Here is a 14,049-nt window from a genome sequence, read left to right on the forward strand (position 1 = left end):
CGCCCGCGCCATCATGAGGTGACACGGCTTGCCGGGGCTGGGGCCGGGGGCTGGGTGTAGCCTTCGACCCAATGTTTGACGACCTGCCGGGCCGCCTCTTCATCGCCCGAGACGATGACCTGGCGCAGGGCGCGCAGCAGGGCGGCGACCTCGATCTCCGACAGCTTGGTTTCGCGGGCACAAAAGATCTTCTGGTGGCGGGTGCCGATCAGCTCCTGGCTGAGCGTCAGCTCTTCCTCCATCTTCTCGCCGGGCCTGAGACCGATGATTTCAATGGGGATATCGCCGTCGGGATTGTCCTCGTCGCGGACCGTGTAGCCAGCCCCTTCGATCACCTGGCGTGCCAGTTTCAGGATCGAGACCGGCGCGCCCATGTCCAGCACGAAGACCTCGCCGCCCTTGGCTTCAGCGCCGGCCTGCAGCACCAGCTGCACCGCCTCGCTGATGGTCATGAAGTAGCGTTTCACGTTGGGGTCGGTGACGGTGACCGGGCCGCCGCGGCTGATCTGCTCCTGGAACAGCGGCACCACCGAGCCCGAGGAGCCCAGCACATTGCCAAAGCGCACCATGGTGAAAATCGTCTGTGCATGGCGGCTGGCCAGATCCTGCACGATCAGCTCGGCCATGCGCTTGGAGGCGCCCATCACATTGGTGGGGCGCACCGCCTTGTCCGAGGAGATCAGGATGAAGCGCTCCACCCCGGCCTGGGCGGCGGCCCGCGCCAGGGTTTCGGTGCCAAAGACATTGTTGGCCAGCCCCGGCAGCGGGTTGGCCTCGACCAGCGGCACGTGTTTGTAGGCGGCCGCATGCAGCACCACCTGCACATCATGGAGACTCAGCAGCTGGCGCACCTGGCGCGGATCGGTGACCGAGCCCAGAACCGGCACCACCTCGATGCCGGTGCCCGCGGTCAGCTGCATCATCTCCTGGTGCACCGTGTAAAGGCCCAGTTCCGAGAGCTCGAACAGCACCAGTTTCTCCGGGCGGCAGGCGACAACCTGGCGGCAGAGTTCCGAGCCGATCGAGCCGCCGGCGCCGGAAACCAGCACCACCCGGCCCGCATAGGAGGGGGCGGCGGCTTTCAGCGGCACGTTGCGGGCGGCGCGGCCCAGGAAGCTTTGCGGCGCCACCGGGGTCAGCTTGTCCACCAGCGCCTCTTCGCCGATCAGCTGGGCAAAGGAGGGCAGCGCCTGCACCTCCAGCCGCATGGCCTGCAGGTGCTGGGTGATCTTGGCCTGTTTCGGCTGGCTCTGCGACGGCATCGCCAGCAGCACCCGCTTGATTTCACGGTTCTTGACGATCTCCTCGATGCGCGCCGGGGAAAACACCGGCAGACCAACCAGGGTCATGCCCTGCAGGGACGAGTTGTCATCGACAAAGGCGACGGGATCGATCCCGTCATGGGCCTTGAGCGCCTGGGCCAGCTGGGTGCCGGTATTGCCGGCACCGTAGATCAGCACCCGGCAACGGGGCTGGGCGCGGCGATAGATGGCCAGCACCACCTGATGCAGCACGCTGCGCACCCCCACCTGGATCAGAAAATAGATGAGGCCAAAGATCACATGGGTGCCCGCGGGCAGGTCGGGACCAAAGAGATAGGTGAGGATGGCCACGGCACTTGCGGTGGCAAAGGCGACCAGCGCTGTCAGGGTCACCGCGTGGCGCTCATAGGCATTGAGCTGCACCATCGGCAGCCCCAGCCAGGCCGACATCGCCGCCATCACCGCCATGGCATAGGGCAGCACCGGCAGCATCATGGCCAGGGTGCGCAGGGCCGGGTCCGGCAGCGGTTGCAGGGCGAAGGTCAGCAACAGGGCCAGCGGCAAGAGCGCCAGGTCGATGGCCAGGAAGACATAGGCTTTCTGTTTGCGCGAGAGGGCGCTAATCAAGTTGAACATCTATCGCCCCCCAGCGACGTAACGGCCCTTATCGCAGGTGCTTTGCCATGGAACCGGATCCGCTCCGATTCCCTGCCTGGAACACTGGACCTGCGACTGTCGCATGACACCATTCTATACATGCCTTGAACGCATTCTAAATTTTGACGCCGAATGGGTCCCTACAATCCATTCAGTTTACAAAAATCAAATGCGACTTTCCAATTCTTACTCTGTTTTCCGTATATCGCAAAATGCCGACAAGCGGAAACCTGCTGAACGAGACTCAAATTCCGGAGGCTCGCATGGCCGCAGGCAGTAAGCGCAGATAACAGTCGCCGGTGCAACCTACTCGGCAGCCCGGGTCACCCCCGTCACCGTGTTCAGGTAGCCCATCAGCTCGTCGCGCAAATCATCGCGGGCGAGCGCGAAAGAGACCGTGGCCTGCAGGAAACCCGCCTTGGAGCCGCAGTCAAAGCGCTGGCCCTGGAAACGGTAGCCGTAGACCGGCACGTCCTGCTCGATGTCCTGGGCAATCGCATCCGTCAGCTGGATCTCGCCGCCCGCGCCCTGCTTCATCTTGTTGAGATTGCGCAGCACCGACGGCTCCAGGATATAGCGGCCGATCACCGCCAGGTTCGAGGGCGCCTCGCCCAGGGCCGGTTTCTCCACCATGCCGCGGGCCTCGACCACGGCGCCCATGTCCTCTTTCACGTCCAGAACACCGTAGGCGCTTGCCTTTTCCGGCGCGACTTCCATCGCCGCCACCATATTGCCGCCGGTCTCCTCATAGGCTTCGACCATCTGCTTGAGACAGGGGGTGTCGGCCGCGATCACATCGTCTGGCAGGATCACCGCAAAGGGTTCATTGGCAATCAGGCGCCGCGCGCACCAGACCGCATGACCCAGGCCAAGCGCCTGATGCTGGCGGATATAGGCGATGGCGCCGCTGTCCATATTGGTGTGCTTCAGCGCCTCGAGCAGCTCGGTCTTGCCCTTCTTGCGCAGCTCCTGCTCCAGCACCGGAGAGTGGTCGAAATAGTCTTCCAGGGCGCCCTTGCCGCGCGAGGTGACGAAGATGAATTCCTTGATCCCCGCCGCCCGGGCCTCGTCGATGGCGTATTGCACCAGAGGCCGGTCCACCAGGGTCATGATCTCCTTGGGCACCGATTTGGTCGCCGGCAGAAACCGCGTCCCAAGCCCCGCTACAGGGAAAATCGCCTTCGTAACTTTCTTGCGCATCCAGGATCGTCCTATGACTTGTAAAAAATGACGCCCCCTTCTTGCAAAGATACGCGGCAATCACAACCAAGACGCTTGTTCGTGGGATGACTGGGGGCTGTTTCAGCCGCGCCGGAAGATATTGCCGATGGTCTGAAACACCAGGTCGAAATCAAAGCACATGTTCCGGTGGCGCTGGTAGATCAGGTCAAGCCGCGCCTTGGCCGGGACGCAGACGCGCGAATAGATGGCATCGGTTTCCTCGGGGCTGTTACAGCGCTCCAGGAGGGCTGCCTCGTGCTTGTGATAAGTGATCGAGGCAAGGCCCGTCACGCCGGGGCGGCTTTTGAGCACCTCGCCGTAAAGCTCTGGATGCGCTTCCACATATTGGCGCAGGGGTGGGCGCGGGCCGACAAAGGACAGATCACCCTTCAGGATGTTCCACAGCTGCGGAAATTCATCCAACCGCTTGCGCCGCAGCCAGGCGCCGGTCGCGGTAATCCGTGCCGCCTTGTCACCACCGGAAACGCCGCTGTCCTCCTCCACCACGCTCATGGTGCGCAGTTTCCACAAATTGAAAGGTTGATCCGGCGTCTTCATGCGTTCCGCCACATAGAAGACGGGGCGGCCCTCCTTCAGCAGGAGCCACAGGAGCAGCAACAGGAGAATCGGTCCCAGAATCACCACCAGGAGGGTGGCAAAGAAAAGGTCGAACAGCCGTTTGTCCCAGGTCATCTGCGTCCCGTCATCCTTCAAGGGTGTCATTCACTGCGGCCAGCGCGGTCCATTCTGCCACCATCTGCGCCGGATTCGCGGGCGCGGGCGCGCTCTGTGTCGGCAATAGCGCGATCAGGCGGCTCACATCCAGAGCCACTTCGCCGATCACCGTCTCGGGGGCCGGGCGCGGGCTGAAATCCAGGCCCGCGGCGCGCAGGAGATCGCCCATCTCGATTGCGCCGGGCTGTGCGACATTGATCACCCCCGGCAGATCCGGCGCGAACAGCAGTGCGGCCAGCACCTGCGCCAGGGTGCTGGGGCCGATATAGCTGCGCCGGGGGGTGCGCCCATCGGCAAGGCAATCCAGCTGGAACCCGGCCCGCCAGCCACCCAGGATCGCATCCAGCCCGGCAATATTGCCGATTCGCAGCATAGAGACCTCGACTCCCAGATCATCGGCCAGCGCGGCGCAGCGCGCCTCCATCTCGGCCTTGGCCAGACCATAGGGGCTGGCGGGCTGCAGCGGGGTCTCTTCCTGCAACAGCCCGCTTTGATTGCCATAGACCGCCGCCGAGGAGGTGAGCAGCACCCGCGCGCCCGTGGCCGCACCGGCGCGCAGGGCGGCCTCGCCCAGGCGGATATTGTCTTCCATGTCCGCCCCTCCCTGCCCTGCCCGCGCGGGTGTGACACCGGCCAGGCAGAGAATCGCCGCGCAGCCCCGGGCCGCCTCTGCCAGGGCTTTCGGATCCTTCAGCGGGTCGAAAATGCGCCAGTCTTGCGTCTTTTGGCTGTCTGCCGGTCGCCTGCGGGCCTGCCAGCGCAGGGAGACCGGCTCGGGCACCGGGACGGGCAGCCCCCTGGACCAGCAGCGGCGCAGGGTCCGGCCAATCCGGCCACTGGCCCCCAGCACCAGAATGGCAGCCCCCCCCATATCCGCGCTGCCTGCGTCCGAACTGCCTGAGTTTTCTGCCATCTGGTCGCCCTGTTATCTTGTGCCTTGCGAAGGCCGAGATACCGCTTGTTGTTGACGCATCGCGCTGGCCCGGTATTTTGCCCTGCAAAACCACAGGTCCGAAACCGGATCGAAAATCAAGCCGTTTTGCGGACAGGGGCCCCATGCGTTCTTTCATTTCACTGCTCGCCGTCGCCAGCCTTTCCCTGTTGCCCGCCGCCTGCGGCCGCCTGCCAAGCGGCGCCCCCATCAGCGAGGAAATCCTGGCCCAGTCGAATGCGCCGGATGCGGATTTTGCCCTCTATGCCGTGACCCGCGCCTTCCTGCCCACGGTGGCGCAATGGCCCGAGACCGGCCAGAAGAATCATCGCAACTGGATCCAGGCCAGCCAAGGCGCCAAGACCCAGATCATCCAGGGCGGCGATACGCTGACACTGAGGATCTGGGACAGCAGCGACAATTCGCTGCTGACCTCAAGCGAGCAGAAGATGGTGCAGCTGCAGGATGTGCGCGTGGCCTCCAACGGGACGGTGTTCATGCCCTACGTGGGCAATGTGAACGTGCTCGGGCTGACCCCGGATCTGGCGCGGGAAAAACTGCAGAAAGAGCTGGAAGCCATCGTGCCTTCGGCGCAGTTGCAGCTGGATATGATCGAAGGACGCGGCAATTCGGTGGATCTCGTTTCCGGCGTGGCCCAGCCCGGCACCTATCCGATGCCCGATCGCAATTACTCGGTGATGGGGCTGATCTCGGCCGGGGGCGGCATCAGCTCCAACCTCAACAACCCGCAGATCCGCCTGGTGCGCGGCAGCAGTATCTATGGCACCTCGGTGGAGACCCTGCTGAACAATCCGCGGCTCGATACGCTGTTGCGCGGCGGTGACCGGGTCTTCGTGGAAGAGGATGAACGCTATTTCCTCTCCTTCGGCGCCACCGGCACCGAGGATCTGCATATCTTCACCAAGGACGAGATGTCGGCGATGGATGCAATGTCGGTCGCGGGCGGCTTTCAGGACAGCAGGGCCGATCCCGAGGGGCTGCTGATCCTGCGCGAATACCCGGCCTCGGCGGTGGCGCCAGGGCAGCGTGGCCCACGCCAGACCCGGGTGGTCTTCACGCTGGATCTGACCTCGGCGGACGGGCTGTTCTCGGCCCGCAAGTTCGAGATCAACCCGGGCGATCTGGTCATCGCAACAGAATCCCCGATCAACGACGCACTGACCGTTTCCAACATCATCGGCAACTTCTTCGGCGTCTTCAGCCGCATCGGCATCCTGTAGATCTGAATCATCCATAGATTGAGTAACACACGTATAGATTGCGCCCCCAGGGAGACTGCGGACCACATGTGTGCGAAAATGCCCGCATCTTTAGCAATTCTCATTGATCTGTGAGGGTCAAATCGCGAAACTGTGATCGCATCCCTGCCGAAACCTTCAATGAGTGAAGATTGTCCCGTGCCACGCTTTTTCCTGTCTCGATTGGGGGTCCGTTTCCCGCACCACCCCATTGCTACTGAAGCGGTCACGGCCCTTGTCCTGACGGGGTTTCTGGCTTTGGGTTTCGGTTTTGCCCCCGGGAATGCGGCAGCGGCAACCGTCGATCCGGTGCAACAGCACAATTCCAATGCGCTCTGGTTCGAGAACTGGATCGGCCTGGGCAATGCCACCCTGGTGGTATCGGGTCCTGACGGGAAAGTGAGCCAGGTCTTTGCCAAGGAAGGCACCCCGGTCTTCGAACTCGGCCGCGGCGAGGTGCTGGATGGCATCTACCGCTACGAATTGAAGGCCGCGACAGAGGAAACGGTCAAGATCGTGAACCCGATCGACAACGGTCGGGGCGACCCCGCCACCAGCCGCCAGGCTCCGTTTTACATGAATGGCTCTTTCACGGTGTCCCGCGGGGTGATCATCACCCCGAACGAGATCCGGGAAGAGTAATCGATACATATTTCGCGGCCCCAGCAGTGCCGCTCGACCAGAGGATTTGAACCATGACACATGCACTCCACCGTGTTCTTGCAACGGGTATCAGCGCCGCGGCCCTGTTCGCAGGCGCCGCGCAGGCCGATGAGGTCTTTATCCAGGATGTGATTGTTCAGGGCAGCCTCTGCGTCGGCTTTGACTGCGTCAATGGCGAAAACTTCGGCTCCGACACCATCCGGATGAAGGAAAACAACACCCGGATCAAATTCCAGGATACCTCCAATAGCGCCAGCTTCCCCACCGTGGACTGGCAGCTGACGGCCAACGAAAGCACCAACGGCGGGCTGAACAAGTTCTCCATTGAATCGATCGACAACAGCCGGATCCCCTTCACGGTGGAATATGGCGCCGGATCAAATGCGCTTTATGTGGATGACGGCGGCCGCATCGGTCTTGGCACCTCTGCGCCGGTGGTCGAACTGCATGTGGTCAATGGCGACAGCCCGACCCTGCGCCTGGAGCAGGATGGTTCTTCCGGTTTCGCCGCCCAGACCTGGGACCTGGCCGGCAATGAAACCAACTTCTTCGTGCGCGATGTCACCAACGGCAGCCGCCTGCCCTTCAAGATCCGCCCCTCGGCGCCGACCAACTCGCTCTTTGTGGATACCGATGGCGACATCGGCCTTGGCACCGCCAGCCCGGATGCGCGGCTGGATGTAAGGGGGAGCGCTAATCAAACAGCGATGAAAGTGGTCAGTGGCGGGGGTAGCGATCTGGCGAGTTTCGAGGGCGTTGGTACGCAACTCATGTATCTTGAGAGCACAGACGGGGGCGCGGCGCAGTTCCGGATCAAATCCAGTGGCGGTAATCGCCGCGTCATCGGCATGACAAACGGCGGCTCGATCCAGTCACAGATGGTGCTGGGCACAAACGAGATCCTTTTGGCTGGCCCGACGGATGCCGGCGCAGATCTCTGGGCGCGGATCAATGCCAGCGGCATCTTCACCCAAGGCCCCTCCTGTAACCCGGGGCCCTGTGACCGGACCTTCGATGCCAGCTACTTCACCCCTCCGAGCATCGAGGAACATGCTGAATTTATGTGGGAAAACAGCTACCTATGGGGGGTTGGACCGACCTCTCCCGGGCTGTCGTTCAACCTGACCGAAAAATCAGCGGGCATGCTGCACGAGCTTGAGATTGCGCATATCTACATCGAGCAGCTGCACAACCGCCTGAATGCGCTGGAAGAACAGGTCCTAACCAAGTAAACGGATCCCGATCCAATTGCGATGCATGCACCGCTGCGTTCCTTACGGAATGCGGCGGTCTGTGTGCGAATACACTCCATATCCGGTGGTCCATGAAATACCTGAATGCGCTCGAACTGTTCCATGACACCCTGCAACCCCGCTCCTATGTGGAGATAGGCTGCCGCCATGGCATCAGCCTGCGGCTCGCGCGCTGTCCCAGCATCGCCATTGATCCGGATTTCGAGATCACCCGGACGCTGTCGGCGCCGACCCGTATCTTCCGCGCCGCCAGCGATGATTTCTTCCGCGATCAGGACCTGTCGGCGCTGCTGAACGGCCAGGTCGACCTGGCCTTTGTCGACGGCATGCATCTGGCGGAATACGTGCTGCGCGATGTGCTGAACCTAGAGCGCCATTCGGACGGACGCAGCGTCATCCTGATCGACGACGTGCTGCCGGAAGAGATCGAATGGGCCAGTCGCGAGAGAGTGACCCAGGCCTGGACCGGCGATGTCTACAAGATCATCCCCTTCCTGCGCCGCCACCGTCCCGATCTTGAGATCACCGTGTTTGACGTTGAAATGAAGGGGCTGGCAGTGATTCACCGCCTGGATCCGGCGCAGCGTCGCCTGCAGGGCAATCTGAACGAATATGTCGCGGCGCTGGAAGGCGATGAATACGCACTGGACTCGATCGAGGCCATCCGCGCCAGCCTGGCCCCGCGCCCGGCCGAGGAGCTGCCCGCCTTCGTTGCCGCCCTTAGGTCTGGACGTGGCAATATCCAGCCTGCCCGGGATGCAGCGCAGACCGGTCCCTACCTGGATCTTCTCAAACGCAGCCTGCTGAACGAGGTCTATCTGGATGACGAATTGCGCATCCTTTATCTGCGCAACTGTATCGAAGGCCGGGACAGTTATGATTATGCAACCCTGCACGACATCCGCGACAGCAAGTGCGAGTTGCTGGAAGATCTAAAAGTCAGCCGCCAGATCGGCCGGTTTCCCCAGCGTAAGATCGAGAAATCCGGCTTCAGCCATACCATGATGGGGCGGCTGCGGCTCGACAGCCTGCATCACTGTCTTGATCATGTCCTGGCGCAGGATATCCCCGGCGACTTTGTGGAATGCGGTGTCTGGCGCGGCGGCGGCTGCATCATGATGGCAGGTTGGATGAAGGCCCATGGCATCAGCGACCGCCGGGTGTTCGTGGCCGACAGTTTCGAAGGTTTGCCACCGCCCAGCATGGAGCAGGACGGCACCCTCGATTTGTCCAAGGAGAAATTCCCGCAACTGGCGGTTTCGGAAGAGACCGTGCGCGGTAATTTCGAGGCCTATGGCCTGCTGGATGACAAGGTGCATTTCCTCAAGGGCTGGTTCAAGGACACACTGAAGGATGCGCCGATCAACACCATCGCCCTGTTGCGGATGGATGGCGATCTTTATGAATCGACCATGGACACGCTGGTGGCGCTTTATGACCGGGTCAGCCCCGGCGGCGTGGTGGTGGTCGACGACTACGGCGCGCTGGAAGTCTGTCGCCAGGCCGTAGACGATTTCTTTGCCGCCCGCGGCGAACCGGTGCCGCAGATGCATCGCATCGACTGGACCGGGGTCTATTTTCAAAAACCCGCTGTTGCATACTGATCCCGGCAATCGCACTCTTCCTCGAAGCCACATCCCGATTATCACCGAACTCTGAGCCGCCTCCGGCGCGTATCCAACCTCCACCAAAACGGAAAGCCGCCCAGATCCTAGGAGGCCAGGCAGAAAGGCCGACATGAAACTGTCCATCGTCATCATCTTTCACAACATGCGCCGCGAGGCCACGCGCAGCCTCTTCAGTCTGTCGCCCACCTATCAGCAGGCCGCGACAGAAGACGACTACGAAGTGATCGCCATCGACAACGGATCGCAAAGCCCGCTGGATCCGGAGACGGTCACGCGCCAGGGGCCGAATTTCCGCTATTATTTCCATGACACCACCTCGATTTCCCCGGTTGAGGCGATGAACCTAGGAGCAGAAATGGCGCGGGGCAAAAACCTGGCCTTCATCGTCGATGGTGCTCGTATGGCCAGCCCCGGCCTGATCTCTGCCAGCCTGCAGGCGCTACGGCTCGCGCAAGCGCCCTTCATATCCTCCCTGTCTTGGCACCTGGGGCCAGATGTACAGAACAAATCCATGCTGGCAGGTTATAACCAGACTGTCGAGGACGAGCTTATAGAGCGGATCGGCTGGCCTGAAGACGGCTATCGCCTGTTCGAGATTTCGACCATTGCACAATCCTCGCGTCCCGGTTTTCTGGGTGGCATGCCTGCGGAATGTAGCTGGCTGGTGCTGCCGCGCTCTGTGTTTCAGCAGATTGGCGGCTATGATCCGGGCTTTCAGACTGGTGGTGGTGGCTTGGTGAACCATGATTTCCGCAACCGCGTTCTTCAAGTTTCCGGAATTTACCCAGTCGTCCTGCTGGGCGAAGGGGTCTTTCACCAGTTCCATGGTGGAGTGGCCACCAATATCCCGCTGAAAGATCATCCGATCCATCTTTTCAAGGAGGAATATAAAAGGCTACGTGGCACTGATTATTCTCCGTTCCCCTGTCCGAATGTCCGATACTTTGGGCATTTCCCGACTACGGCCAGACAGTTTCTTGCCAATTAGAAACTGGGCTTCTCAGACCGCCTGAAAAATACAGTTGCTAGGTGTTTGATCCCACGGTTTGATGGTGGATGATCGGCGGGCCATAATGATTTGGATCCTTTTCCTTTTTCTCAACCGTTGGGTTACCAGAAAGTTCTTTGTCCGGTAATCTTCTCAGATCAGTTTTCTGTCCTTTATTGAAGTCACCGGCACAATGACCCAGATCGCCACTCCCTTTCGCAACACGCGCCTGATCCTGTCGCTGCTGATCGTTGGCGTGCTGGCCTATCTGTTCTGGACCGGCTCGCGCTATCCGGCGCTCAATGAAAAGGCGATGATGTCGGGGGCGATCCAGCTGGAAGACCCCCTCAGTTTCGAGGCGAAATACCAGCTGACCGAGGCCATGGGGCTGGTTGAGCGGATCTTCTATTCCACCCTCAACTGGATCAACACCAACAAGAAGGGGATGACATTCGGCATCCTCTTTGCCGCCGCGCTGATGACGGCGCTCTCCTACCTGCAAAAGCGCAGTTTTTCCGGAGCCTTTGCCAACTCGGCGCTGGGGCTGGCGATTGGGGCGCCGCTCGGGGTCTGCGCCAATTGCGTCGCGCCCATCGGCAAGGGGCTTTATGCCTCGGGGATGCGGGCGGAAACCACGCTCTCGGCCATGGTGGCCTCGCCGACGCTCAATATCGTGGTGCTGTCGATGCTGTTCTCGCTGCTGCCCTTCTATATGGCGGTGGCGAAACTGGCGCTCAGCCTGGTGGTGATCCTGGTGGCGGTGCCGCTGCTGTGCCGCCTGTTGCCGCAGACCCAATTGCCCGCTCCTGACGTCACGGCCCCCGCGCCCACCCCCTGGAGCAGCCGTGAACTGGGCCAGCAAAAGCGCGACAGCCTGCCTGCCGCGGTGCTGGACGTGGCCTGGAGTTATCTGAAAAACCTCTGGTATGTCATCAAGTTGACGGTGCCGATGATGCTGCTGGCGGGATTTCTAGGGGCCATTGTCGGCACGCTCTTCCCGCAGGATCTGGTGACCGGGCTCGGCTTTGGCATCGCCGCCCTGATGGCGCTGACGCTGGTGGCGCTGTTCCTGCCGGTGCCGATGGGGTTTGACGTGGTGCTCTGTGGTGCGCTGATCGCCGCCGGGCTGGCGCATGGCTATGTGATGGCGGCGCTTTTTACCTTAGGCAGTTTCTCCATCTACTCCTTCATGATCATCACCCAGACCCTGGGGCTGCGGGCGGCGGCACTGATGGCGGCATTGATCGGCAGCCTTGGCTTTGCCGCCGGGATCGGCGCCCATGCCTATCACGACTGGCAAAGCCGGCGGGCGCTGGAGATGCTGCTGGGAGAGACCTCCCCGGCACCGACCCCTCCCGCGCCTGCTTTCTGGGGCGCGGCCCACGCGGCGACGCTGGAGGGGATCACCGTCAGCGGCGCGGATGCCGATCGCATCACGGTCACGGCAACCCCCTTTGCGCCGCCCTCGCCTGCGAATGATGCGCTCTTTACCCGGCTGGAGGCCCGCGAGCTGGGCATCGACAAGCCGGTGGAATTCACCATGCGCGACATGTGGCCGCCCTTCTGGGAGGGGCGCAGCCTGTCATCCGGCGATATCGATCGCGACGGGGACATCGACCTGGCGGTGGCCTCTACCGAAGTGGGGCTGTATCTCTATGCAAACGACGGGCGCGGGCAGTTTTCCCGCATGCCTGTGGATCTGGGCGCGCTGAGCGATGCGCCGATCTTCAACGCGGCCCTTGCCGATATCGACAATGACGGCTGGCCGGACCTGTTCCTGACCACCTATCTGCAAGGCAACTACTGGTGGCGCAATGTGAACGGGGCCTTTGGCGCCGAGCCGCCGCGCCCCGTGCCCAACACTCCCGAAACCCCGCTGACCATGGCGCTCAGCTTTGCCGATCTCGACGGCGACAGCCATCTGGACGTGGCGCTGGGGAATTGGGCGGCGGGCTGGTACCGGCGCATTCCGGGCGAGGAATCGCGCAACCGGGTGATCCTCAACACGGATGGGCAGCTGAGCGGCGCGCAGCACCAGGATCTGCCCGGCATTCCCGGCGAGACCCTGTCGATCCTGTTCAGCGATTTTGACGGCGACGGGCACAGCGACCTGATCGTCGGCAATGATTTCGACATCCCCGATTACTTCTACCGCGGGACTGGCACCGGCGCGCTGACCATGGTGACCCAGCCCGAGGGGGTGATCCCCCATACCACCACCACCACCATGGCGGTGAAGGTGGCGGACCTGTTCAACGACGCCCGCCCCGAGATCTACCTGGCGCAGATCGCCGGGCGCTCCTCCGGGGTGTCTTCGCGGCTGAAGATGCAGCCGCTCTCGAAATACTGCGCGGGCATTGTCGATGCAGAGGCGCGCGCCACCTGCGAGACCAATATGGCGATCAAACAGTGGTACAAGGCGGGCAACAGTTTCGACCCCACCTACGCCGGGCGCTGCCAGCAGATGCAGGGGCGCTATGGCGCCGAGTGCAAGGCGATGCTGATCAAGGATCTGGCGATCCAGAAGCGCGATGCTTCGGTCTGCACCCTGATCCCGGCCAGCCAGCCGATCCCGCGCGCCTATTGCGATCTGCATTTCAAACCGGCGCGCAGCCCCCGCGCCGATGAGATCGCCCTCAGCCACCCGCAGATCCTGCGCTCCAACGTGCTCTTGGAGCGGCAGGCGGATGGCGCCTTTGCCGATACCGCCACGGCGCATGGTCTTGAGGTGGGCGGCTGGAGCTGGGACACCAAGGTCGCGGATTTCGACCAGGACGGCTGGCAGGACATCTATATCGTCAATGGCACCTGGGTGCCGAACGAGGTTTCCCCGTCGAACCTGTTCTTTCACAACGATGGCGGCACAGGCGACGGCAGCCTCAGCTTTACCGAGGCCTCGGGGGAATTTGGCCTGGAAGACTACCTGATGACCGCCGCCGCCACCCGCTTCGACATGGATGGCGACGGCGATCTGGACCTTGTGACCCATCCCGTGAACGGGCCGATGGTGGTGTTTCGCAACAGCGCGCAGGGGCGCGCGGGGGGCGGCCAGGCCCTGATGGTGGCGCTGGAGGATCATATCGGCAACCGCGACGGCATCGGCGCGCGGCTGGTGCTGGAATTGGCGGATGGCAGCCAGCAGATGCGCGAGATCCAGCTGGGCGGTGGTTTCATGAGTTTTGATGCCCCGCAGGCCCATTTTGGCTTGGGGGCCGCGGCACAGGCCACGGCCTTGCGAATCCTGTGGCCCGGCGGCGGCGAAAGCCAGGTTGAGGGCCCGCTGGAGGCCGGTAGATTGTATCGCATTCTACGCGCGCAATCTTCTGGTGAATAAAGCCAAATAGTGACACTCTGCAAAAGAGTTTTAAAAACAGGCTGTTTTAAATATTCCTGCGTTGCCGGGCGGGGGGCGAAGGCTTTAGCTTGGCGACAACATGTCTGGCAGCGGCGCC

10 protein-coding genes are annotated in these 14,049 nt (G+C 62.2%); 6 read left to right on the top strand and 4 right to left on the bottom strand.

Annotated features, from left to right (window positions below):
- Positions 1–11: 11 nt before the first annotated feature.
- From PXK01_RS13640 to PXK01_RS13655, 4 genes are all read right to left on the bottom strand, one after another.
- Positions 12–1,898 (bottom strand): polysaccharide biosynthesis protein, encoded by a 1,887-nt coding sequence (locus PXK01_RS13640; protein ID WP_274860502.1) that lies wholly within the window; start codon positions 1,896–1,898, stop codon positions 12–14.
- A 327-nt stretch (positions 1,899–2,225) separates the two neighbouring features.
- The gene (galU, locus tag PXK01_RS13645) at positions 2,226–3,119 is read right to left on the bottom strand and encodes a UTP--glucose-1-phosphate uridylyltransferase GalU (RefSeq protein WP_274860503.1); all 894 of its coding nucleotides are present in this window, start codon (positions 3,117–3,119) and stop codon (positions 2,226–2,228) included.
- A gap of 102 nt (positions 3,120–3,221) precedes the next feature.
- Positions 3,222–3,833 carry a sugar transferase gene (locus PXK01_RS13650; RefSeq protein WP_274860573.1) on the bottom strand — a complete coding sequence of 204 codons (612 nt, stop codon included), beginning with the start codon at positions 3,831–3,833 and terminating at the stop codon, positions 3,222–3,224.
- A gap of 10 nt (positions 3,834–3,843) precedes the next feature.
- On the bottom strand, positions 3,844–4,788 hold the full coding sequence (locus PXK01_RS13655) for an NAD-dependent epimerase/dehydratase family protein (protein WP_274860504.1): 945 nt from the start codon (positions 4,786–4,788) through the stop codon (positions 3,844–3,846).
- Between the two features lie 143 nt (positions 4,789–4,931).
- Here PXK01_RS13655 and PXK01_RS13660 point away from each other — a divergent pair, with 143 nt between their 5' ends.
- The 6 genes from PXK01_RS13660 (at position 4,932) to PXK01_RS13685 (ending at position 13,931) form a co-directional block, all read left to right on the top strand.
- The gene (locus tag PXK01_RS13660; RefSeq protein ID WP_274860505.1) at positions 4,932–6,047 is read left to right on the top strand and encodes a polysaccharide biosynthesis/export family protein; all 1,116 of its coding nucleotides are present in this window, start codon (positions 4,932–4,934) and stop codon (positions 6,045–6,047) included.
- 177 nt (positions 6,048–6,224) lie between these two features.
- Positions 6,225–6,707, top strand: coding sequence for a hypothetical protein (locus PXK01_RS13665; RefSeq protein ID WP_274860506.1), 483 nt, complete (start codon positions 6,225–6,227; stop codon positions 6,705–6,707).
- A 53-nt stretch (positions 6,708–6,760) separates the two neighbouring features.
- Complete coding sequence (locus tag PXK01_RS13670) at positions 6,761–7,960, top strand: hypothetical protein (protein WP_274860507.1); 1,200 nt, start codon at positions 6,761–6,763, stop codon at positions 7,958–7,960.
- A 92-nt stretch (positions 7,961–8,052) separates the two neighbouring features.
- The gene (locus tag PXK01_RS13675; protein ID WP_274860508.1) at positions 8,053–9,585 is read left to right on the top strand and encodes a class I SAM-dependent methyltransferase; all 1,533 of its coding nucleotides are present in this window, start codon (positions 8,053–8,055) and stop codon (positions 9,583–9,585) included.
- 133 nt (positions 9,586–9,718) lie between these two features.
- On the top strand, positions 9,719–10,597 hold the full coding sequence (locus tag PXK01_RS13680) for a glycosyltransferase family 2 protein (protein ID WP_274860509.1): 879 nt from the start codon (positions 9,719–9,721) through the stop codon (positions 10,595–10,597).
- A 193-nt stretch (positions 10,598–10,790) separates the two neighbouring features.
- Complete coding sequence (locus tag PXK01_RS13685; protein WP_274860510.1) at positions 10,791–13,931, top strand: FG-GAP-like repeat-containing protein; 3,141 nt, start codon at positions 10,791–10,793, stop codon at positions 13,929–13,931.
- Positions 13,932–14,049: the final 118 nt, after the last annotated feature.

It is taken from the genome of Phaeobacter sp. PT47_59, from assembly GCF_028890025.1.
Taxonomy (GTDB): domain Bacteria; phylum Pseudomonadota; class Alphaproteobacteria; order Rhodobacterales; family Rhodobacteraceae; genus Phycobacter.

Bases quoted from the DNA above. Each gene is read 5' to 3' on its own strand.
- PXK01_RS13640 (WP_274860502.1), bottom strand. From the start codon at position 1,898: ATGTTCAACTTGATTAGCGCCCTCTCGCGCAAACAGAAAGCCTATGTC.
- galU (WP_274860503.1), bottom strand. From the start codon at position 3,119: ATGCGCAAGAAAGTTACGAAGGCGATTTTCCCTGTAGCGGGGCTTGGG.
- PXK01_RS13650 (WP_274860573.1), bottom strand. From the start codon at position 3,833: ATGACCTGGGACAAACGGCTGTTCGACCTTTTCTTTGCCACCCTCCTG.
- PXK01_RS13655 (WP_274860504.1), bottom strand. From the start codon at position 4,788: ATGGCAGAAAACTCAGGCAGTTCGGACGCAGGCAGCGCGGATATGGGG.
- PXK01_RS13660 (WP_274860505.1), top strand. From the start codon at position 4,932: ATGCGTTCTTTCATTTCACTGCTCGCCGTCGCCAGCCTTTCCCTGTTG.
- PXK01_RS13670 (WP_274860507.1), top strand. From the start codon at position 6,761: ATGACACATGCACTCCACCGTGTTCTTGCAACGGGTATCAGCGCCGCG.
- PXK01_RS13675 (WP_274860508.1), top strand. From the start codon at position 8,053: ATGAAATACCTGAATGCGCTCGAACTGTTCCATGACACCCTGCAACCC.
- PXK01_RS13680 (WP_274860509.1), top strand. From the start codon at position 9,719: ATGAAACTGTCCATCGTCATCATCTTTCACAACATGCGCCGCGAGGCC.
- PXK01_RS13685 (WP_274860510.1), top strand. From the start codon at position 10,791: ATGACCCAGATCGCCACTCCCTTTCGCAACACGCGCCTGATCCTGTCG.